This is a genomic window from Streptomyces sp. NPDC005811, from assembly GCF_040630405.1.
In the GTDB taxonomy this organism is placed as follows: domain Bacteria; phylum Actinomycetota; class Actinomycetes; order Streptomycetales; family Streptomycetaceae; genus Streptomyces.
On sequence record NZ_JBEXXK010000006.1, the window covers coordinates 23419 to 44052 of the forward strand.

14 protein-coding genes are annotated in these 20634 nt (G+C 72.6%); 5 read left to right on the forward strand and 9 right to left on the reverse strand.

Going from position 1 to position 20634, the window contains the following annotated elements:
• The first annotated feature begins 161 nt into the window (after window positions 1-161).
• Window positions 162-5111: an NAD-glutamate dehydrogenase gene (locus ABZ490_RS08120; RefSeq protein ID WP_358986052.1), complete on the forward strand. Its 4950-nt coding sequence runs from the start codon at window positions 162-164 to the stop codon at window positions 5109-5111.
• A gap of 63 nt (window positions 5112-5174) precedes the next feature.
• On the opposite strand, the gene ABZ490_RS08125 is transcribed toward ABZ490_RS08120, so the two are convergent.
• Window positions 5175-6053: an ABC transporter ATP-binding protein gene (locus ABZ490_RS08125; RefSeq protein WP_358986055.1), complete on the reverse strand. Its 879-nt coding sequence runs from the start codon at window positions 6051-6053 to the stop codon at window positions 5175-5177.
• Complete coding sequence (locus ABZ490_RS08130) at window positions 6046-6966, reverse strand: ABC transporter permease (RefSeq protein ID WP_358986058.1); 921 nt, start codon at window positions 6964-6966, stop codon at window positions 6046-6048. Before ABZ490_RS08130 ends, ABZ490_RS08125 begins: the two co-directional genes overlap by 8 nt.
• A 195-nt stretch (window positions 6967-7161) precedes the next feature.
• Between ABZ490_RS08130 and ABZ490_RS08135 the strand changes: the two genes are divergently transcribed.
• Window positions 7162-7797: a TetR/AcrR family transcriptional regulator gene (locus ABZ490_RS08135; RefSeq protein ID WP_358986061.1), complete on the forward strand. Its 636-nt coding sequence runs from the start codon at window positions 7162-7164 to the stop codon at window positions 7795-7797.
• A 59-nt stretch (window positions 7798-7856) separates the two neighbouring features.
• Complete coding sequence (locus tag ABZ490_RS08140; protein WP_358986064.1) at window positions 7857-8501, forward strand: response regulator transcription factor; 645 nt, start codon at window positions 7857-7859, stop codon at window positions 8499-8501.
• 22 nt (window positions 8502-8523) lie between these two features.
• Here ABZ490_RS08140 and ABZ490_RS08145 read toward each other — a convergent pair whose 3' ends face one another.
• The 3 genes from ABZ490_RS08145 to ABZ490_RS08155 form a co-directional block, all read right to left on the reverse strand.
• Window positions 8524-9453, reverse strand: coding sequence for an ADP-ribosylglycohydrolase family protein (locus ABZ490_RS08145; RefSeq protein WP_358986067.1), 930 nt, complete (start codon window positions 9451-9453; stop codon window positions 8524-8526).
• 26 nt (window positions 9454-9479) lie between these two features.
• On the reverse strand, window positions 9480-10460 hold the full coding sequence (gene galE / locus ABZ490_RS08150) for a UDP-glucose 4-epimerase GalE (RefSeq protein ID WP_358986070.1): 981 nt from the start codon (window positions 10458-10460) through the stop codon (window positions 9480-9482).
• Window positions 10461-10523: 63 nt separating this feature from the next.
• Window positions 10524-11768, reverse strand: a complete 1245-nt coding sequence (locus ABZ490_RS08155) for a glycosyltransferase family 87 protein (protein WP_358986073.1) — start codon at window positions 11766-11768, stop codon at window positions 10524-10526.
• Between the two features lie 92 nt (window positions 11769-11860).
• Between ABZ490_RS08155 and ABZ490_RS08160 the strand changes: the two genes are divergently transcribed.
• Window positions 11861-13348: a glycosyltransferase family 39 protein gene (locus tag ABZ490_RS08160; protein ID WP_358986076.1), complete on the forward strand. Its 1488-nt coding sequence runs from the start codon at window positions 11861-11863 to the stop codon at window positions 13346-13348.
• On the opposite strand, the gene ABZ490_RS08165 is transcribed toward ABZ490_RS08160, so the two are convergent.
• Window positions 13281-13793 (reverse strand): MarR family transcriptional regulator, encoded by a 513-nt coding sequence (locus ABZ490_RS08165; RefSeq protein ID WP_358986079.1) that lies wholly within the window; start codon window positions 13791-13793, stop codon window positions 13281-13283. The two genes, ABZ490_RS08160 and ABZ490_RS08165, sit on opposite strands and share 68 nt — an antisense overlap.
• Window positions 13794-13937: 144 nt before the next feature.
• Here ABZ490_RS08165 and ABZ490_RS08170 point away from each other — a divergent pair, with 144 nt between their 5' ends.
• Window positions 13938-14351, forward strand: coding sequence for an organic hydroperoxide resistance protein (locus tag ABZ490_RS08170; protein WP_358986082.1), 414 nt, complete (start codon window positions 13938-13940; stop codon window positions 14349-14351).
• Window positions 14352-14459: 108 nt separating this feature from the next.
• Here ABZ490_RS08170 and ABZ490_RS08175 read toward each other — a convergent pair whose 3' ends face one another.
• The 3 genes from ABZ490_RS08175 to ABZ490_RS08185 form a co-directional block, all read right to left on the reverse strand.
• A complete protein-coding gene (locus tag ABZ490_RS08175) occupies window positions 14460-16013 on the reverse strand; it encodes a hypothetical protein (RefSeq protein ID WP_358986752.1) in 1554 nt (517 codons plus the stop codon).
• Window positions 16014-16174: 161 nt separating this feature from the next.
• Entirely contained in the window at window positions 16175-18391 is a 2217-nt protein-coding gene (locus tag ABZ490_RS08180) for a CDP-glycerol glycerophosphotransferase family protein (protein ID WP_358986085.1), read from the reverse strand.
• 8 nt (window positions 18392-18399) lie between these two features.
• Entirely contained in the window at window positions 18400-20604 is a 2205-nt protein-coding gene (locus ABZ490_RS08185) for a CDP-glycerol glycerophosphotransferase family protein (protein WP_358986088.1), read from the reverse strand.
• Window positions 20605-20634 lie beyond the last annotated feature (30 nt).

Here is a 20634-nt window from a genome sequence, read left to right on the forward strand (position 1 = left end):
CGCGGCGGTGTCGAGAATGGCCGATAACCCCCCGCTCATCTCATCTTGCGGCATAGCGTCGGAGCAGACCGGAGACCCCGGGCCGTGGCGGCGAGCCGCAAGGGAAGAGACCGTACTTCCTTCTACGTCACGCAACGGCGCGCGACAGGAGTCAGAGGACAATGCAGACCAAGCTGGACGAAGCCAAGGCCGAGCTGCTCGAGAGGGCGGCGCGGGTCGCTGAGAACAGCCCGGTCGGGGGGTACCTACCGACTGGGACGACGAGCGAGGGCACGCCAGGAGCTCCGGGCACCCCGGACCACGACGCCCTGCTCGCGTTCCTCCAGCGCTACTACCTGCACACCGCTCCGGAGGACCTCAAGGGCCGCGACCCGGTCGATGTCTTCGGAGCCGCTCTCTCCCACTACCGGCTGGCCGAGACGCGGCCGCAGGGAACCGCCAACGTCCGGGTCCACACCCCGACCGTCGAGGAGAACGGCTGGACCTGCAGCCACTCCGTCGTCGAGGTCGTCACCGACGACATGCCCTTCCTCGTGGACTCCGTCACCAACGAGCTGACCCGGCAGGGGCGCGGCATCCACCTCGTCGTGCACCCGCAGGTCGTGGTGCGGCGCGATGTGACCGGCAAGCTGATCGAGGTGCTGCCCGCCGCGCCCGCGGCCGGTCTTCCGCACGACGCGCACATCGAGTCGTGGATCCATGTGGAGATGGACCGCGAGACCGACCGCGCCGACCTCAAGCAGGTCACCGCCGATCTGCTGCGGGTGCTCTCCGACGTCCGGGAGGCCGTCGAGGACTGGGAGAAGATGCGGGACTCGGCGCTGCGGATCGCCGACGGTCTCACCGAGGAGCCCCGGCCCGGCGACCTGGCCTCCGCCGACGTCGAGGAGGCGCGTGAGCTGCTGCGCTGGCTCGCCGCCGACCACTTCACCTTCCTCGGCTACCGCGAGTACCAGCTGCGCGAGGACGACTCCCTCACGGCCGTGCCCGGCACCGGGCTCGGCATCCTGCGCGCCGACCCGCACCACGCGGCCGAGGACGCCCACCCCGTCAGCCCTTCGTTCGAGCGGCTGCCGGCCGACGCCCGCGCCAAGGCCCGCGAGCACAAGCTGCTCGTCCTGACCAAGGCCAACAGCCGGGCCACCGTGCACCGGCCGTCGTACCTCGACTACGTCGGGGTGAAGAAGTTCGACGCCGACGGCAATGTCGTCGGGGAGCGCCGCTTCCTCGGCCTGTTCTCCTCCGCCGCCTACACCGAGTCCGTGCTGCGCGTCCCCGTCGTGCGCCGCAAGGTCGACGCCGTCCTGACGGGCGCCGGGTTCTCGCCCAACAGCCACGATGGGCGCGACCTGCTCCAGATCATGGAGACGTACCCGCGCGACGAGCTGTTCCAGACCCCGGTCGACGAGCTGCGCTCCATCGTCACCTCGGTGCTCTACCTCCAGGAGCGCCGCCGGCTGCGGCTCTACCTGCGCCAGGACGAGTACGGCCGCTACTACTCGGCGCTCGTCTACCTGCCCCGCGACCGCTACACCACCGGGGTACGGCTGCGGATCATCGACATCCTGAAGGAGGAGCTCGCCGGGACGAGCGTCGACTTCACCGCCTGGAACACCGAGTCGATCCTGTCCCGGCTGCACTTCGTGGTCCGGGTCGCGCCGGGCACCGAGCTGCCGGAGCTGTCGGAGGCCGACAAGGACCGCATCGAGGCGCGTCTCGTCGAGGCCGCCCGGTCCTGGGCCGACGCGTTCGCCGAGGCGCTCACCGCCGAACTCGGCGAGGAGCGGGCCGCCGAGCTGCTGCGCCGCTACAACAACTTCACCGAGGGCTACAAGGCCGACCACACCCCGCGCGCCGCGGTCGCCGACCTCGTCCACCTCGAACGGCTCACCGAGGAACAGAGCTTCTCGCTCAGCCTGTACGAGCCGGTGGGTGCCGCGCCCGACGAGCGCCGCTTCAAGATCTACCGCAAGGGCGACGCGATCTCCCTGTCGGCGGTGCTGCCGGTGCTGAACCGGCTCGGTGTCGAGGTCATCGACGAGCGGCCGTACGAACTGCGCTGCTCGGACCGGTCGGTGGCCTGGATCTACGACTTCGGGCTGCGCATCCCCAAGGCGCTGGGCGGCGGCAGCACCGATCTGCTCGGCGACGACGGGCGTGAGCGGTTCCAGGAGGCGTTCGCCGCGACCTGGACCGGCCGGGCGGAGAACGACGGGTTCAACGCGCTGGTGCTGGGCGCCGGGCTGAACTGGCGGCAGGCGATGGTGCTGCGCGCCTACGCCAAGTACCTGAGGCAGGCCGGGTCCACGTTCAGCCAGGACTACATGGAGGACACCCTCCGGACGAACGTCCACACCACCCGGCTGCTCGTCTCCCTCTTCGAGGCGCGGATGTCGCCGGGCCGGCAGCGGGCCGGTCTGGAGATCGTCGACGCGCTCCTCGAGGAGCTCGACGCCGCGCTCGACCAGGTGGCCTCCCTCGACGAGGACCGGATCCTGAGGTCCTTCCTCACCGTCATCAAGGCGACCCTGCGCACCAACTTCTTCCAGACCACCGAGGACGGCACGCCGCACGCGTACGTGTCGATGAAGTTCGACCCGCAGGTCATCCCGGACCTTCCGGCGCCGCGGCCGGCGTTCGAGATCTGGGTGTACTCGCCCCGGGTGGAGGGTGTGCACCTGCGGTTCGGGAAGGTCGCGCGCGGCGGTCTGCGCTGGTCGGACCGGAGGGAGGACTTCCGCACGGAGATCCTCGGCCTGGTCAAGGCGCAGATGGTGAAGAACACCGTCATCGTGCCGGTCGGCGCGAAGGGCGGCTTCGTCGCCAAGCAGCTGCCCGACCCGGCCGTGGACCGCGACGCGTGGCTCGCCGAGGGCATCGCCAGCTACCGCACCTTCATCTCGGCGCTCCTCGACATCACCGACAACATGGTCGCCGGGGAGGTCGTGCCGCCCTCCGACGTCGTACGGCACGACGAGGACGACACCTATCTGGTGGTCGCCGCCGACAAGGGCACGGCGACGTTCTCCGACATCGCCAACGAGGTCGCCGGATCGTACGGCTTCTGGCTCGGGGACGCCTTCGCCTCCGGCGGCAGCGCCGGCTACGACCACAAGGCGATGGGCATCACCGCCCGTGGCGCCTGGGAGTCCGTCAAGCGGCACTTCCGCGACATGGGCGTCGACACCCAGGTCGAGGACTTCACGGTCGTCGGCATCGGTGACATGTCCGGTGACGTGTTCGGCAACGGCATGCTGCTGTCCGAGCACATCCGTCTGGTCGCCGCCTTCGACCACCGGCACATCTTCATCGACCCCAACCCGGACGCCGCGGTCTCCTACGCCGAGCGCCGCCGGCTGTTCGAGCTGCCGCGCAGCTCCTGGGCCGACTACGGCGCCGACCTGATCTCCGCCGGCGGCGGTGTCTTCCCCCGTACGGCGAAGGCGATCCCCGTCAACGCGCACATCCGGCAGGTCCTCGGCATCGAGGCGGGCGTCACCAAGCTGACCCCGGCCGACCTGATGAAGGCGATCCTGTCCGCGCCGGTGGACCTGCTGTGGAACGGCGGCATCGGCACGTACGTCAAGGCGAGCACCGAGTCGAACGCCGACGTCGGCGACAAGGCCAACGACCCGATCCGGGTCGACGGCCAGGACCTGCGGGTCAAGGTCGTCGGTGAGGGCGGCAACCTGGGGCTGACCCAGCTCGGCCGGATCGAGTTCGCCCGCCAGGGCGGCCGGATCAACACCGACGCCATCGACAACAGTGCGGGCGTGGACACCTCCGACCACGAGGTGAACATCAAGATCCTGCTCAACGGGCTGGTCACCGACGGCGACATGACGGTCAAGCAGCGCAACAAGCTGCTCGCCGAGATGACCGACGAGGTCGGCGCGCTGGTCCTGCGCAACAACTACGCGCAGAACACGGCGATCGCCAACGCCCTCGCCCAGTCCAAGGACATGCTCCACGCCCAGCAGCGCTTCCTGCGCCACCTGGTGCGCGAGGGCCACCTCGACCGGGCGCTGGAGTTCCTGCCGAGCGACCGGCAGATCCGTGAGCGCCTCGGCTCCGGCCACGGCCTGACCGGCCCGGAGACGGCCGTCCTGCTGGCGTACACGAAGATCACCGTCTCGGACGAGCTGCTCCAGACCTCCCTGCCGGACGACCCGTACCTGCGCGGTCTGCTGTACGCGTACTTCCCGACGGCGCTGCGCGAGCGGTTCCCGGAGTACATCGACAGCCACCCGCTGCGCCGTGAGATCACCACGACCGTGCTGGTCAACGACACGGTCAACACGGGCGGTACGACGTATCTGCACCGGCTGCGGGAGGAGACCGGGGCCTCGCTGGAGGAGATCGTGCGGGCGCAGACCGCGGCGCGGGCGATCTTCCGGTCGGCGCCGGTGTGGGACGCGGTGGAGGAGCTGGACAACACGGTCGAGGCGGCCGTGCAGACCCGGATCCGGCTGCACTCGCGCCGGCTCGTCGAGCGCGGTACGCGCTGGCTGCTCAACAACCGGCCGCAGCCGCTCCAGCTCGCCGAGACGGTCGACTTCTTCGCCGAGCGCGTCGAGCAGGTCTGGTCGCAGCTGACCAAGCTGCTGCGCGGCGCGGACCTGGAGTGGTGGCAGAAGATCTACGACGAGCTGAGCGGCGCCGGGGTGCCGGACGAGCTGGCCGCGCGGGTGGCCGGGTTCTCCTCCGCCTTCCCGGCGCTGGACATCGTGTCGGTGGCCGACCGGATGGGCAAGGACCCGCAGGACGTCGCCGAGGTCTACTACGACCTCGCGGACCGGCTGCACATCACCCAGCTGATGGACCGGATCATCGAGCTGCCGCGGGCCGACCGCTGGCAGTCCATGGCGCGTGCCTCCATCCGTGAGGACCTCTACGCGGCCCATGCGGCGCTGACCGCGGACGTCCTGGCCGTCGGCAACGGCACCTCGACGCCCGAGCAGCGGTTCAAGGCGTGGGACGAGAAGAACGCGGCGATCCTGGGTCGGGCGCGGACGACGCTGGAGGAGATCCAGGGCTCGGAGACGTTCGACCTGGCGAACCTGTCGGTGGCGATGCGGACGATGAGGACGCTGCTGCGGACGCACTCGTAGCAGGGACGACGTAAGGGGCGCCTCCCCGAGGAGGCGCCCCTTACCGTTGGTCGGGTCGGCCGTTCAGACGGTCGTGGCCGGCTCGGGAGCGGAGTCCGCCGCCCGCTTCTTCGCTGCGGCCCTCTTCTTGCCCCGCTGGTCGCCGCTGAACTCCTCGTAGGCCTCCATGACCTCCTCGGTGGGCCCGTCCATCCTCAGCTCGCCGCGCTCCAGCCACAGCACGCGTTCGCAGGTGTCGCGGATCGAGCTGCTGCTGTGGCTGACGAGGAAGACGGTGCCGGCGTGCTCGCGCATCTCGCGGATGCGGTCGGCCGAGCGCCGCTGGAACTTCGCGTCACCGGTGGACAGCGCCTCGTCGATGAGGAGGACGTCGTGGTCCTTGGCGGCGGCGATGGAGAAGCGCAGCCGGGCCTGCATGCCGGAGGAGTAGGTGCGCATCGGCAGGGTGATGAAGTCGCCCTTCTCGTTGATGCCGGAGAAGTCGACGATCTCCTGGTAGCGCTCCTTGATGTGTTCGCGGGGCATGCCCATGGCGAGGCCGCCGAGGTAGACGTTGCGCTCGCCGGTCAGGTCGCTCATCAGGGCCGCGTTCACCCCGAGGAGGGAGGGCTGGCCGTGGGTGTAGATACGGCCGTTCTCCACCGGCAGGAGGCCCGCGACCGCCTTGAGCAGGGTCGACTTGCCGGAGCCGTTGGTGCCGATCAGCCCGATGGCCTCGCCCTTGTAGGCGACGAACGAGACGTTCTTCACCGCGTGGACCTTGCGGACGCCCGCCGCCTGCTCGGCCTTCTTGCGGCGCAGGATGCGGTTGAGGGCGGCGGTGGCGGTGCCCCGGCCGGCGCCGGTGCCGTTGACCCGGTAGACGATGTCGACGCCGTCCGCGATGACGGTGGGGACCGGCTCGGCGGTGCCGGGCCCGGTGTGCGGTGAGTTCTCAGCCACGGCCGTACGTCTCCTCAGCCTTCCAGAAGTAGATGAAGCCGCCGACGCCGGCGAGCAGGGCCCAGCCCGTCGCCCAGACCCACACGTGCGGCGGCAGCTGGCTCGCGTGGAAGGTGTCGATCAGGGCGAAGCGCATCAGGTCGATGTAGACGGCGGCCGGGTTGGCGCGCAGCAGGTCCGTGGCCCAGGCCGGCCAGTCGCTGTGCTTGCTGAGGAGGTTGTCGATGCTCCACATCACGCCGGAGATGTACATCCAGGTGCGCAGCACGAACGGCATCAGCTGGGCGACGTCGGGGGTCTTCGCGCCCACCCGGGCGAGGATCATCGACACGCCGGCGTTGAAGATGAACTGCAGCAGCAGGGCCGGAAGGGCGAGGACCCACGAGACGGCCGGCGGCACCCCGACGGCGAGCAGGATGAACACCAGCGCGGCCATCGAGAACAGCAGCTGCTGGAGCTGCTGGAGACAGTACGAGATCGGCAGCGCGGCCCGCGGGAAGTGCAGGGCCCGCACCAGGCCGATGTTGCCGGAGATGGCCCGGGTGCCCGACATGATCGAGCTCTGGGTGAACGTCCACACGAACACGCCCGTGACCAGGAAGGGGATGTAGTCCGGGACGCCCTTCTTGGTCTGCAGCAGCACACCGAAGATGAAGTAGTAGACCGCCGCGTTCAGCAGGGGGGTCATCACCTGCCAGATCTGGCCCAGCTTCGCCTGGCTGTACTGCGCGGTCAGCTTGGCGGTGGCGAACGCGGTGATGAAGTGGCGGCGCGCCCACAGCTGGCGGATGTACTGGGGCAGGGAGGGGCGGGCACCGCTGACCGCGAGGCCGTGACGGGCGGCGAGGGCCGCAAGGTCGTCGTCGGGGGGTCCGGCCTGTGTCATGGGCGGTGTGTGGAGTACCTGGCTCACATCCGCTGCTTTCACTCGGGGGGTGGGGGTGCGTGTGCGGCTGTTCCGGCTGCACTCTGCCGTCGCCCGGCGTTCTCTTACGCTTCTCTTTACGTTTTCTTACGTCGGGACGGGACCGTATCGTCGCAACGTGAGCGTAGGCCTAATCGACGTCGGAACGCAACCGTTTCGTCGTAACGCCCTATGCTGGGGGACATGACGACGAACGCGACGAACGCCGACGAACCGCAGGCGAAGCCGCGCCGCCGGGCTCCGGCGGGCGCGGCCGTGCTTCGCGAGGATGTGACGGAAGCCATCCGGGCTGCCGTGTTCGAGGAGCTCGCCACCGTCGGCTACGCGCGGATGTCCATCGAGGGCATCGCCCGGCGCGCCGGCGTGGGCAAGACCGCGGTGTACCGGCGCTGGCGCTCCAAGCTGCACCTGGTCCTCGATCTCGTCTCGGCGCTCGCCGTGCAGGGCCTTCCGGCCCCGGAGACGGGCAGCCTGGAGGGCGATCTGCGGATGCTGTACGAGGTGACCTCCCGGGCGCTGCGGCACCCCGCGGCCTCGCAGATCATCCCGGACCTCCAGGCCGAGGCGGCCCGCAACCCGGAGATCGCCGAGGCGCTCCAGAAGACGCTGCGCGAGGGCCAGGAGGGGGTCGCGCTGAAGATCGTCGCGGCGGCGGAGCAGCGCGGCGAGGTCCGGGCGGGCCTGGACGACGAGCTGGCGCTCGATCTGATCTCGGGTCCGCTTTACTGGCGTTCGGTGGTGATCCGCAGTCCGAAGCTGCCCAAGGGCTACCTGGGCGCGCTGGCGCGGGCGACCGCGGAGGCGATCAAGGCGCTGTGACCGGGGAACTCCGGGCGCCGTGACGGGAGTCGACAGGGGTCGACGGGAGTCGAGGTGGCATGAGAGTCGTGTTGGCCGAGGACAACGCCCTGCTCCGGGAGGGCCTCGTCCTGCTGCTGACGTCGGCCGGGCACGAGGTGGCGGCCGTCGTCGGCTCCGGCCCCGAGATCCTTCCGGCGCTGCTGCAGCACCGGCCCGACGCGGCCGTGCTCGACGTGCGGATGCCGCCGGGCTTCCGTGACGAGGGGCTGCGGGCCGCGCTGGAGGCCCGCGAGAGGATCCCCGGCCTGCCGGTGCTGGTGCTCTCCCAGTACGTCGAGGAGTCCTACGCGGCCGAACTGCTCGGCGGCGGCGCGAACGGCGTCGGCTATCTGCTCAAGGACCGCGTGGGCCGCGTCGACGAGTTCCTGGACGCCCTGCAGCGGGTCGCGGGCGGCGGTACGGCCCTGGACCCCGAGGTGGTCACCGAGCTGCTGACCCGCCGCAAGGACTCCCCCCTCGACCAGCTCACGCCCCGCGAGCGCGAGGTCCTGAAGCTGATGGCCGAGGGCCACGACAACACCACCATCGCGGGCACGCTCGTCATCACCGAACGCTCGGTCAGCAAACACATCGGCAACGTGTTCCTGAAACTGGGCCTCCCCCCGAGCGACAGCGGCCACCGCCGGGTCCTGGCGGTACTGGCGTACCTCAACAACGCCTAGCGGGAGCGCCCGCGCGGCCCGCTCAGCCGGCGAGCCGCCGGGCGAGCGCGGTGAGTTCGGGCAGCCGCAGCACCCGCTCGCCCCAGCCCGGCAGCGGTACGTGCACGACGCCCGTCCAGCGTTCGGGGACGCCGCCGATGCCGTACACCGCCCCGGCGAGCCCGCCGGTGACCGCGGCGACCGTGTCGGTGTCGCCGCCCACGTCGACGGCGGCGCGGACGGCCCCCTCGAAGGAGGAGGTGGTGCGCAGCGCCCACACGGCGGAGCCCAGACAGGGCCAGACCGCGCCGTTGAACTCGGTGGCGAGGTCCGGGTGCCAGTCGGGGGCGAGAACCGTGGCGTAGCGCTCGCGGTGCTCGGGGCGGACCTCGGCCAGGGTCTCCGGGAGGGCGGCCAGCGGGTCGCCTCCGGTCAGCGCGGCCCGCACCAGCTCGTGGAAGATCGCGGTGCCCTCCCAGGCCGCCGCGTCCCCGTGGGTGAGCGCGGCGAGACGGCGGCCGGCGTCCAGGGTGGCGGCACGGCCCCGGGGCGCGAAGTGCACGGCGGAGGTCGCCGCCCGCATCAGCGCGCCGTTGCCCGCGGCGCGCGCGCCGGTCTGGAAGTGCAGCGCGGCCGCCAGGTCCCACGGGTCGCCGCTGCCGAGGACCGCCTCGGTCTGGATGCCGATGTCCTTGGGGCCGGCGGCCGCCCAGCGCCGGAACCGGTCGAAGACATCGGCGGGGTCCAGCCCGCCGCGCTCCACCAGCGACTCCCCGACGAGCACCGCCATCTGGGTGTCGTCGGTCGCCTCCCCCGGCTCCCAGCCGCCGCCCCCGCACATCTCGCCGCCGTGCCCCGTCACCGGGAACCGCGCCGAGAAGGCCCCCTCCGGCCCGAACTCGAACGGCGCCCCCAGCGCGTCCCCCACGGCGGACCCGACGACACACCCGACGGCACGTGCGCTATCGATCATCCTGTCAGCGTACGAGGTCGCCCCGCCTACACCCGCCCCGTCTCCGGATGGAGGCGCAGCCATCCCTCCCAGGCCGACGTGATCATGTCCTGGACGTCGTGGACCGCCTTCCAGCCCAGTTCCGCGGTGACGCGGTCCGCGGAGGCGATCACACGGGCCGGGTCGCCGGGGCGGCGGGGAGTGATCGTCGGGGGGAGGGTGATTCCGGTGACGGTCCGGACGCGGTCGATCATCTCCCGGACCGAGACGCCCTCGCCGCGGCCGATGTTGAGGGTGAGGTCGCGGCCCGGGGAGGTGCGCAGGGCGTGCGCGGCGGCCACATGGGCCTCGGCGAGGTCGGCCACGTGGATGTAGTCACGGACGCAGGTGCCGTCGGGGGTGGGGTAGTCGGCGCCGAAGATCCGGGGCGGCGCGTTCCCGGTGAGTCTTTCGAAGATCATCGGGATGAGGTTGGAGACACCGGTGTCGGCCAGGTCGGGGGAGGCCGCGCCCGCCACGTTGAAGTAGCGCAGACAGGCCGTGGACAGACCGGTGGCGCAGCCGGTCGCGCGGACCAGCCACTCGCCGGCCAGCTTCGTCTCGCCGTACGGCGACATCGGTGTGCACGGGGTGTCCTCGGTGACGAGATCGACGTCCGGCATGCCGTACACGGCGGCCGAGGAGGAGAACACGAAGGACGCGACACCGGCCCCGGTGACCGCCTCCAGGAGGACTCTGAGGCCCTCCACGTTCTCCCGGTAGTAGTGCAGGGGCCGCTCCACCGACTCGCCGACCTGCTTCTTCGCCGCGAGATGGACGACACCGGTGACCGCGTGCTCGGCGAGGGTGCGGGCGACCCGCTCCCCGTCCAGCGTGGACCCCGTCACCAGGGGCACCCCCGCCGGCACGCGCGCGGCGACGCCGGTCGACAGGTCGTCGTACACCACCGCCCGCTCGCCCGCCGCGGTCATCGCCCGGACGACGTGCGCCCCGATGTAGCCGGCGCCGCCGGTGATCAGCCAGGTCATGTGGATTCCCCCAAGCAGGATGGCCGGTTGCGATGTGATTCGTCCGCGATCGGCCCGTTCGTCTCACAGTGAAGCAGGCGTGCGGCTCTCCCGCAGGGCCTGTGGACAACTCCCGGCGCGCTCGGGGGCGCGCGCCGTCGTCGCGCGCCACAGGCGGACGTACGACAGCACCGCGGCCGTGAGCAGCATGCCGTTGCGCAGGACCATCAGCCCGGTTCCGGTCCAGGTGCACTCGATGACCCTGCCGTACTCGACCGGGAAGATCACGGCGCTGACCGCGGTCGACGCGAGGATCAGCGCCACCACCGGGCGCTGGGTGGTGTGCCGGGAGGTGAGGCAGACGGCGGCCAGGCCGACCAGCCAGATCATGTACTGCGGGCTGATCACCCTGCTGGTCACGGTGAACAGCAGGACCGCGCTCAGTGCCGCGTCGAAGGGCACGGCCTCGGTCCAGTGCCGGGCGCGGATGCGCCACAGCAGGAGCAGGCCGAAGGCGACGGCGGTCAGGGCCAGCGAGGCGTGCGCCACGCTGGAGACGTAGGGCCCGGTGAACTCCATCGCGCCGTACCGGTAGTGGACCTTGCCCGGCCATCCCGCGTGGGTCGCGAGCGAGAGCACGGTCCCGCCCAGGGACTCGATCTGCACGCCCCGGCCGCCCTGCTGGCGCACGAAGGCGAGCGGATTGCGGAACACGAACACCAGCAGCAGGAACAGCGATGCCCCGGTGAGCGCCACCGACGACCACACCGACCGGGAGTCGCGCCCGCGCCGCACCCCGATCAGCACCAGCGCCGGCCACACCTTCACCAGCGCCCCCACGGCCGCGAACGCCCCGCACACGCGCGTGGAGCGGGCGAGCGCCAGCAGGGAGAGCACCGCGAGCGCCGTGACCTGCACGTCGTAGCGGGCGAACGGGACGCGGACCAGCAGCGGCAGCCCGCCCACCCAGACCGCGGCCCCGGCCAGGCGGCGGCCGGGGCGGGTGCCCGCGCGGGCGAGCGCGCAGGCGATCGCCGCGTCCGCGAGGACGGTGAGGGCGACGAACGCCTGGAAGTACGTCCACCACGGCAGCACGCCCGGCGACAGCAGCACGGGGCCGGCGCCCGGCGGGTACTGCCACAGGGTGTCGTGCGCGGGGAAGGCGCCGTGCGCGAGGACGCCGTACCAGTGGTGGTACAGGTGCCACACCTCCCGGCCCACCCGGCCGCCCAGGATTCCGAGGGAGTCGTGGGCGAGCAGCCACAGCATCAGGGCGCGGGAGGCCAGCCAGGCGGCGGCGAGGGCGACGAGAAGGTGACGACGTCTCATGACGGCGGATCGTAAGGCGCCCGAATGCCTCTTTTGTTCAGATACTCCGTCAATAGCCAAGAAGCGGTACTAAATCCAACAAAATGGGGTCCGTGGACATCAGGAACAGGGCGGGCGCGGCGGTGCTCCCTCCCGTCGGAGCGGGGCTCGCGCTCGGTCTGTGGGGGCTGGACCGCGGTGGCATGTGGCGCGACGAGGCCGTCACCTTCCAGGTGGCGCGGCGCTCGGTGCCGCAGATCTGGCGGCTGCTGCACGGGGTGGACGCCGTGCACGGCCTGTACTACCTCCTCCTGCACGCCGTCCTCGCCGTCCGCCCCGGCGAGGTCCTCCTGCGCCTGCCGTCCGTCTGCGCGGCGGCCCTCGCGGCGGGCCTGGTCGCGGCCCTCGGCACCCGGCTGGCCCGGCCGCGCGTCGGCCTGTGGGCGGGCCTGCTGTACGCCGCCACTCCGCTCGTGGGCCACTACGCGCAGGAGGGCCGCTCCTACGCCCTCGTCTGCGCCGGCGCGGCCGGGGCGACCCTGCTGCTCGTCCGGGCGCTCCAGGGGCGCCCCTGGTGGCCGTACGGCGTCGTCCTCGCGTCGACCTGTCTGCTGCACGAGCTGGCGGTGCTGCTGGTGCTCGCCCACGGGGTGACGCTCCTTCACGCGCGCGTAGGGAGACGGGACGGGGTGCGGTGGGCCGTGGCGGCGGGTGCCGCGGTGCTGGTCCTGGCGCCGCTCGCCGTCGTGTCGCGGGCCCAGGCCGGTCAGGTGGCGTGGCTGTCCCGGCCGGGTGCGGGCAGCGCGCTGCGGCTGCTGCACGCGTTCCTCGGGCCGGGCGGGCCTCTCTTCTGGACCTGTCTGCTGCTCGCCCTCGCCGCCCTGCCGGGCCCCCGCCGGCTGACCCTCGCGTCGGTGGCCCTGCCCTGGGCGGTCGTGCCCCCGCTGACCCTGCTGGCCGTCTCCCAGCTCCGCCCGATGTACGACGAGCGCTATGTGCTGTACGCCCTCGCGGGGGCGCCGCTGCTGGTGGCGGCGGGCGCCGACCGGGTGCTCGGGGCGAAGGGGGTGAGGTCGCCCCTGGTCCCGCTCGCGGGAACCCTGGCCGTCGCCCTCGCGTTCACCCAGTACCTGCCCGTGTACCGCCAGGACCGCACCCTGCGGGGCCGCCCCGACACCCTCGCCGCCGTCTCGGCGCTGGCCGCGCGGGAGGTGCGGCCGGGCGAGGCGGTGGTGTTCCTGCCGGCCATCGGGCGGCGGGCGAAGGTGTCGCACCCCGAGGGCTTCCGGGGGGTGCGGGACGTGGCGCTCCGGGCGTCCGGTCCTGCCTCGGGCACGCTCTACGGCCGGGAGCGGGGCGCCGCCGAGCTGCGCCGCGAGCTGCTCGCGCTGGACCGGCTGTGGGTGCTGGCCGAGCCGTACGCGCTGCGCTCCCCGTGGTACCCGCGCAATCCGACCGAGCGGGTGAAGCTGACCGTGGTGACGGAGGAGTTCGTGCCGGGCGAACCGAGGCGCGAGTTCGTCCGGGACGGGGTCACCCTGCGTCTCTACGTCCGCCGCCCGGCTCCTCCTCCAGCGCCGCCGCGTCCAGTGCGTCGGTGAGCTGGTCGAGGCGCTCCCTCAGCTCGCTGATCTCCTCCAGCCCGAACCCGGTCGCCGAGGCGATCCGCCGGGGCACCTGGAGTGCCCGCTCCCGCAGCGCGGCGCCCTCCTCGGTGAGCCGGATCTCCACCGAGCGCTCGTCGCGCGCGCTGCGCTCCCGGATCACCAGACCGGCCGTCTCCAGCCGTTTGAGCAGCGGGGACAGTGTGCCGGAGTCCAGGCGCAGATGCTCGCCGAGCTTCTTCACGGGCAGCTCGCCCTGCTCCCACAGCACCAGCATCACCAGGTACTGGGGGTAGGTCAGCCCCAGCTCCTTGAGGATCACGCGGTAGACGCCGTTGAAGGCGCGCGACGCCGCGTGCAGGGAGAAGCAGATCTGGCTGTCCAGGCGCAGCCAGTTCTCCGAGGGGACGGGGGCGGGGAGCGGGGTCGACGTCGGGGTCATGTCTCCAGGGTAACGCCGGTGGGCCATTTAGTTGTGCACAACTGAATTGTGTGCTCTAATTATCGCCGTGAGCGGCCCGGACGCGAGAAGCGGCCGGCCCGGCCACCCCCCGACACAGACTCTTCCGAGAGGGACGGTTCATCCATGGACGCGCTCTACACCGCAGTCGCCACCGCCACCCACGGCCGCGAGGGCCGCGCCGTCACCAACGACGGGAAGATCGACCTCGCCCTCGCCCTGCCGGTGGAGATGGGCGGCAACGGTCAGGGCACCAACCCGGAGCAGCTGTTCGCCGCCGGTTACGCGGCCTGTTTCGGCAGCGCTCTCGGCCTCGTCGGCCGCCAGGCGAAGGTCGACGTCTCCGACGCCGCCGTGACCGCCGAGGTCGGCATAGGCAAGCAGGGCGAGGGCTTCGGCCTGAAGGTCACGCTGCGCATCGAGCTCCCCGACACCCTGGACGAGGCGACCGGCCGCAAGCTGGTCGAGACCGCCCACCAGGTCTGCCCCTACTCCAACGCCACGCGCGGCAACATCGAGGTCGACCTCGTCATCGAGTAACCCGCACCGGACCGGGGCCTCCCGGGGGATCCGACCATCGGGCGCCCCCCTCGGGAGGCCTTTTTCCATCGGCCGCGCCCCCGCCGCCCCCACCGGCGCCCCCGCGGCTCACCCCACCCGCGCCAGCACCTCCCCGGTCCGCCGGCTCCACGCCACCACCACGGCCTCCTCGGGCACCGGGTGCCAGCGCGTCAGCAGCAGCCAGCGGACCCGGTAGCGGCGGACGATCGCCGCCCGCCCGGCCCGCGTCGAACCGGGCGCGAGATACGCCCGGACGTCCGCCGTCCGGCGCAGCCTCGCGCGCTCGTCCAGCGCCGCGTCCGGCCAGGGCGGCGCGGCGAGGTTCGGCCCGTACCCGGCGATCGCGTGGACGGCGAAGTACCCGTCGGTGATCACCACCTCCCCGGGCCCGATGTGCCGCGCCGCCCAGTCGTACGGCGCCCAGCGCGGCGGCTGGTCGAAGCCCACCGGATCCAGCGCGCGCGGCACGACCGCCCCCGCCTGCACGGTCAGCAGCCCCAGACAGGCCCCGGCGGCCGCCACCGCGCCCAGCGCCCTGCGCCGCACCCCCCACGGCCGGGGCGCCGCCAGCTCCACCGCCAGCGCGAACTGCGGCGGCACCAGCGTCAGGCCGAGGATCCGCCCGTAGGTGTAGTGACCGCTGACGAACCCGTACGCCACCACCAGACAGTCCAGGGCGAACATCAGCACCAGCGGATCGCGCACCGAGCGCCGCGCCCGCGCCCACAGCGCCGGCAGGCCCAGCAGCGCCAGCCAGAAATGGCCGGCCGGGTCGTCGTACAGCCGCCGGTGCATCCCGTCGACGCTGCCGTCCCCGGCCAGCGCGAACACGTCGAAGTACGGCCAGGCGGAGGCGACCAGCAGCGCCGCCGTCGCCGTCACCGCCCAGCGCGCCGCGACCGCCGGCCGCCACTCCCGCTGCCGGCCCAGGGCCACCGCGGCCCCGCCCGTCACGGCCGCCACCGCCGAGATCGGATGCACCAGCAGGATCGCCCCGTACAGCGCGCCGACCCCCGCGTACCCGGTGAAACCGCGCAGCCCGTCCGGGCCGACGTAGCGGACCAGGCGTTCGTCCCGCGCGCGTGCCGCCGTCAGCGCCCACGCCCAGAAGGCCAGGCCGATCGCGAAGGTGGACGGATAGCCGAGGTTGCCGGTCATCGACATCAGGCCCAGATAGCCGCTCCACCAGGCGCGTTCGGTGCCCCAGAGCAGCGTCATCGCGGCCAGTGCGAGCACCGGCGCCCACGGTCTCGGCGTCAGCGCCCGCACGAACCGGCCGAGACCGGTCAGCAGCACGACCAGGTTCACCGGCCCGGCGACCCTCAGCACCTCCCAGCCCGTCAGCCCCGTCAGCCGCGCGAACACGCCCTCGGCCAGCGCGTACGGCGAGTAGTAGGGGCTGCCCGCGCCCGGCAGATCGGCCATCGGATGCCGGGGATGCAGCAGATCGGCCCTCAGCCGCTCCACCACCGCCGCGTGCACCCCCGCGTCGCAGCACAGCGGCACCCGCCAGAACGCCAGCGTCGTCACCAGCCAGAACAGGAAACCGAAGACCTGGTACGGGCTCGGACGCCACACCGGCCGGCGGCGCAGCGCCCCGGCACCGCGCGCCGGACGCCGGATCAGGACACCGGCGCTCACCGGGCGCGGACCGAAAAGTGACATACGGGGGCAAAGTCGAGCAAGAGGGGCATTGGTCGTACCTTCCCTCCCGCGTCAACGGCCTCGCCCCCTGTCACCCCGACGGGTGAGCCCGAACGGAGTCGTTCCCGCGCACGGGCCCCGTCCCGCGGACCCGCCGCTCAGGTCGACGCGAGCTCCTCGTGCGGCGCGCCCGGTGCGGGCACCCGTGCCGCCCCGGCGTCCGGGAACTCCTCGCCCAGCAGCAGCCGCCGTACGACCCGTTCGGCGGCGTGTCCGTCGTCGTACGCGCAGAACCGCGCCCGGAACGCGGTCCGCAGCCGGGCGGAGTCCTCGTCCCGCCAGCTCCCGGAGGCCAGCAGCCGGGTCAGCTCGTCGAAGGAGCGCGAGACATGGCCCGGCGCCTCGGCGGTGATGTCGAAGTAGGTGCCCCGGCTCGCCGTGTACGCCTCCCAGTCGTCGGCGTGCACCACGATCGGCCGGTCCAGGGCGGCGTAGTCGAACATCAGGGCCGAGTAGTCGGTGACCAGCACGTCCGAGGCGAGCATCACGTCCTCCACGTGCGGCTCGTCCGTCGCGTCGACGAGCACCCCGCGCCGGTGCAGGTCCGTCAGGCCCATCCCGCGCGCGTGCCCGGTCGCCAGCGACGGGTGCAGCCGTACGACGAGGGTGTGGCCCTCGCCCAGGCACGCGGCGAACCGGGCCAGGTCGATCCGGTCGACGTGCCCGCCCCGGACGTACTCCCGCCGCGTCGGCGCGTACAGCACCACGGTGTGCCCGGCCGGCACGCCCAGCCGGGCCCGCACCGCCGCGCCCGCCGCCGCGTCCGCGCCGACCAGCACGTCGTTGCGCGGGCTGCCGGTGCGCGCGGAGGCGAAGTGGCACGGGTACGCCCGCTCCCACACCAGCTCCGAGTGCCGGTTGGCGACCAGACTGTGGTCCCAGCGGTCGGCGCGGCGCAGCATCTGCGGCACGTCCACCCCGTACCGGGCCCCGGGCCGGTCCAGCAGATCGGCGGCCATGTACTTCAGCGGGGTGCCCTGGTGGGTGTGGATGTGGACGCTGCCGGGGCGTTTGGCCAGCGCGCCCGGCCAGTTGACGTTGTTGACGAAGAAACCCGCCCGCGCGGTCACCCGCCGGTACGCGGGCGAGTCCAGCAGGACGTGCTCGACGCCCGCCGGGAGCCCCGCGGCCGTCTCCTCGTCGCGCACCACCCACACCCCGCGCAACTGCGGCGCGATCTCCCGCGCCTTGCGGTAGACCGCCCCCGGATCGCCCAGTACCCCCCGGTGCGAGAACGCCGAGTACACGACCAGCTGCGGGTCGATCGGCCGGCGGGCGCGCACCCCGTCCGCCGCGCGCCGGGCCCGTGCCCCGGCCGCCCGGCGGACGAGTGTCCCGCGCCGCGCCAGCTCCCGCCCCGCCCGCTCGGCCTGCCGCCGAGCCCGGTAGGCCGCGTACCCGTGCTCCAGCACCCGCAGTTCCGCCGGCACCGGTGCGCCGTCCGGCCGGCGGGAGCGGAACATCTCGGCCGTGCGGCGGAAGAACTCCTTCTTGTCGGACGGCGGCAGCCGGTCCGGCTTGGCCAGGATGTCCAGGCAGTGCTCGCCCATCTTGCGGTGCAGATACGGCCGCCAGTCCGCGAGCGCCGGGCGCGAGTCGACGAAGGCGAAGACCCGCTCGTACTGGTCGTGGATGTCGAAGTGCTTGCGGCTGGTGGTGGACAGGATGTTGCCCTGGCGGCGCTGGCGGTAGTTCAGACAGATCCGGTCCAGCACGGCGATCCGCTCCGCGCTGAGCATGACCGGGAACGTCCAGGGCGTGTCCTCGTAGTAGCCGGGAGGGAAGGAGAAGCCGTTCCGCCCGACGAAGTCGCGCCGGTAGACCTTGTTCCACACGACCATCAGCAGGTCCAGGATCTCCGGGTGCTCGGCCGCCGTGAAGGCGTCGGCGCCGACCTCGGTCAGGACGTGCGCGAGGGCGTTGCGGCGGGTGCCGCCCCACCAGTAGGTGCGCGCGTAGTCGAACACCAGCACGTCCGGGTTGTCGGCCTCGGCGAGCCGGTCGGCCATCGCGCGCAGGGCGCCCGGAGTGAGGGTGTCGTCGCTGTCGAGGAAGAACAGGTAGTCGCCGCCCGCGTGCGGCAGGCCCGCGTTGCGGGCGCGGCCGAGACCCACGTTCTCCGGCAGATGCAGCACCCGGACCCGCTCGTCGCGGGCCGCGTACTCGTCGAGGATCGCGCCGCAGCCGTCGGGCGAGCGGTCGTCGACGGCGATCACCTCGAAGTCCGCGTACGACTGCGAAAGGAGCGAGTCGAGACACTCGCGCAGGAAGCCCTGCACCTTGAAACAGGGGACGATGACGCTGAAGCGGGGCACTGCGGGGGTCAGCTCCTCACGGGGGTGGCGGCGGCGGGGGCCGGGACGCGGTCGGCGAGCGGCAGCACGGGCCCGATCGCCTCCGGGGGCTCGCCGAGCAGCACCCTGCGCACCACGCGCTCGGCGGCCCGGCCGTCGTCGAACTGGCAGAAACGGGCCCGGAAGGCGGCCCTGAGCTCCGCGGACTCCGGCGAGGCGTACACGCCGTCGCGGAACACCCGCGCCAGCTCCTGCGGCGTACGGGCCACCGGTCCCGGCGGTTCCGCCATCAGGTCGAAGTACACGCCCCGCGTCTCGGTGTAGACCTCCCAGTCGTCGGCGTACACGACGATCGGGCGGTCCAGGTTGGCGTAGTCGAACATGATCGACGAGTAGTCCGTGACCAGCGCGTCGGCGGCCAGACAGACCTCCTCGGAGGAGCGGTGGCCGGTGACGTCGAGGATCCGGCCCGTCCCCCGGGCCCGGCCCAGGTCGTAGAAGTAGTGGGCGCGCAGCAGGACGACGACGTCCTCGCCGGCCGCCTCGCAGAAGGCCTCCAGGTCCAGGCCGCCCTCGAAGCCGGTCGACCAGTCGCGGTGGGTCGGCGCGTACAGCACGGCCGTCCGCCCCTCCGGCACCCCGAGCTCGCGCCGGATCCGGGCCACGTCCTCGGCGGTCGCCGTGTAGAGGACGTCGTTGCGCGGATAGCCGTACTCCAGGTGCTCGTAGCGGCCCGGGAAGGCGCGCTCCCACATCTGCGTGGAGTGGGTGTTGGAGGAGAGGTTGAAGTCCCAGCGGTCCACCCGCCCGAGCAGCTTGGTGAACGAGCCGCTCGCGGCCGCCACCACGGGGTACGTCGACTGGTCGACGCCCATCTTCTTCAACGGGGTGCCGTGCTGGGTCTGCACATGCACACTGCCCTCCCGCTTGACCACTCCCTCCGCGAAGTTGGCGTTGTTGACCAGGTACTTGGCGCGGGCCAGGACCTGCCAGGAGCGGCGGCTGCCGATCACCGCGTGCTCGACGCCCTCCGGCACGGTGTGCGCCTGGCCGGGCTCGACGAGGAACACCGAGCGGATGTGCGGGGCGAGTTCGGCGGCCTTGGCGTGGATCGCGGCCGGGCTGCACGCGTAACCGCGGCCCCAGTAGGCGCAGTACACCGCCAGGTTCGGGTCGATACGGCGGCGCAGCTGACGCCGGTAGTACAGGCGGGTGCGCAGCCCGCGGGGGCGCGGGAGGAGCCGGGCGGCGGCCGACAGCCGCTGACGGGCGCCGCGCAGCGCACGGAACGCCGTGTACGCCCCCGCCGCGAGCAGCCGGTGCTGCACCCCGAGGCTGCCACCCGGCCGGCGCAGACCGGCGGGGCGGTGGCGGCGGTAGAGCCGGCCCGCGCGGCGGAAGAAGGCCCGGCGACGGCGGTGGGGCAGCCGGCGCGGATGCGCGGCCGTCTTGAGGACGAGCGCGAAGAGCTGCTCGAACAGCGGCCCCGACCGGTCGGCGGGCAGCCCGAGTCCGCCGGCCGCCGCCAGCACCGGCTCGATCCGGTCCAGCAGTTCGGTGTGGTGCTCGCCCGGCAGGTTGAGCCGGCTGCCCTGCCGGCGCAGCAGATGCCGTACGACGACCGAGCGCAGCACCGCGATCCGCTCGGCGTGCAGGGTGACCAGGGAGCCGAAGCCGATGTCGGTGAAGTGCCCCTCGGGGAAGGCGATCCGCCGCTCGGTGAGGAAGGCGCGGCGGTAGGCGGCGCTCCAGGCGGGCAGCAGCACCCCGGTGATCCGGGGCGCCTCGGCCGGGGTGAAGGCGTCCCGGGGGGCCTTGGCCAGCAGCGGGGCCGCCGGGTTGGCCGGCTCGCCCTCCCACCACGGGACGCGCTCGTGCTCGGCGTACAGCACGTCCACGTCACCGGTGGCGGCGAGGCGGGCGTCCAGGGCCGCCAGGGCGCCCGGGGCGAGGGTGTCGTCGCCGTCGAGGAACAGCAGGTACGTCCCCCGCGCCGCCCGCGTCCCGGTGTTGCGCGCCCCCGCCAGGCCCGCCGACGGCGGCGAGTGGACCGGCGTCACCCGGGGGTCCCGCCCGGCGTACCCGGCGACGAGGCCGGCGGCCGGGGCGTCCGGGGCGTCGCAGACCGGGATCAGCTCGAAGTCGCCGAAGGACTGGGCGAGGACGGAGTCCAGCGCCAGGGACAGCCGGCCCGCGACCCCATGGGACGGGACGATGATGCTGAAGCGGGGCATGCTGCTCTTTCTCTGTGGGCTCTGTGGGCT

Bases quoted from the DNA above. Each gene is read 5' to 3' on its own strand.
- ABZ490_RS08120 (WP_358986052.1), top strand. From the start codon at position 162: ATGCAGACCAAGCTGGACGAAGCCAAGGCCGAGCTGCTCGAGAGGGCG.
- ABZ490_RS08135 (WP_358986061.1), top strand. From the start codon at position 7,162: ATGACGACGAACGCGACGAACGCCGACGAACCGCAGGCGAAGCCGCGC.
- ABZ490_RS08140 (WP_358986064.1), top strand. From the start codon at position 7,857: ATGAGAGTCGTGTTGGCCGAGGACAACGCCCTGCTCCGGGAGGGCCTC.
- ABZ490_RS08145 (WP_358986067.1), bottom strand. From the start codon at position 9,453: ATGATCGATAGCGCACGTGCCGTCGGGTGTGTCGTCGGGTCCGCCGTG.
- galE (WP_358986070.1), bottom strand. From the start codon at position 10,460: ATGACCTGGCTGATCACCGGCGGCGCCGGCTACATCGGGGCGCACGTC.
- ABZ490_RS08155 (WP_358986073.1), bottom strand. From the start codon at position 11,768: ATGAGACGTCGTCACCTTCTCGTCGCCCTCGCCGCCGCCTGGCTGGCC.
- ABZ490_RS08165 (WP_358986079.1), bottom strand. From the start codon at position 13,793: ATGACCCCGACGTCGACCCCGCTCCCCGCCCCCGTCCCCTCGGAGAAC.
- ABZ490_RS08170 (WP_358986082.1), top strand. From the start codon at position 13,938: ATGGACGCGCTCTACACCGCAGTCGCCACCGCCACCCACGGCCGCGAG.
- ABZ490_RS08185 (WP_358986088.1), bottom strand. From the start codon at position 20,604: ATGCCCCGCTTCAGCATCATCGTCCCGTCCCATGGGGTCGCGGGCCGG.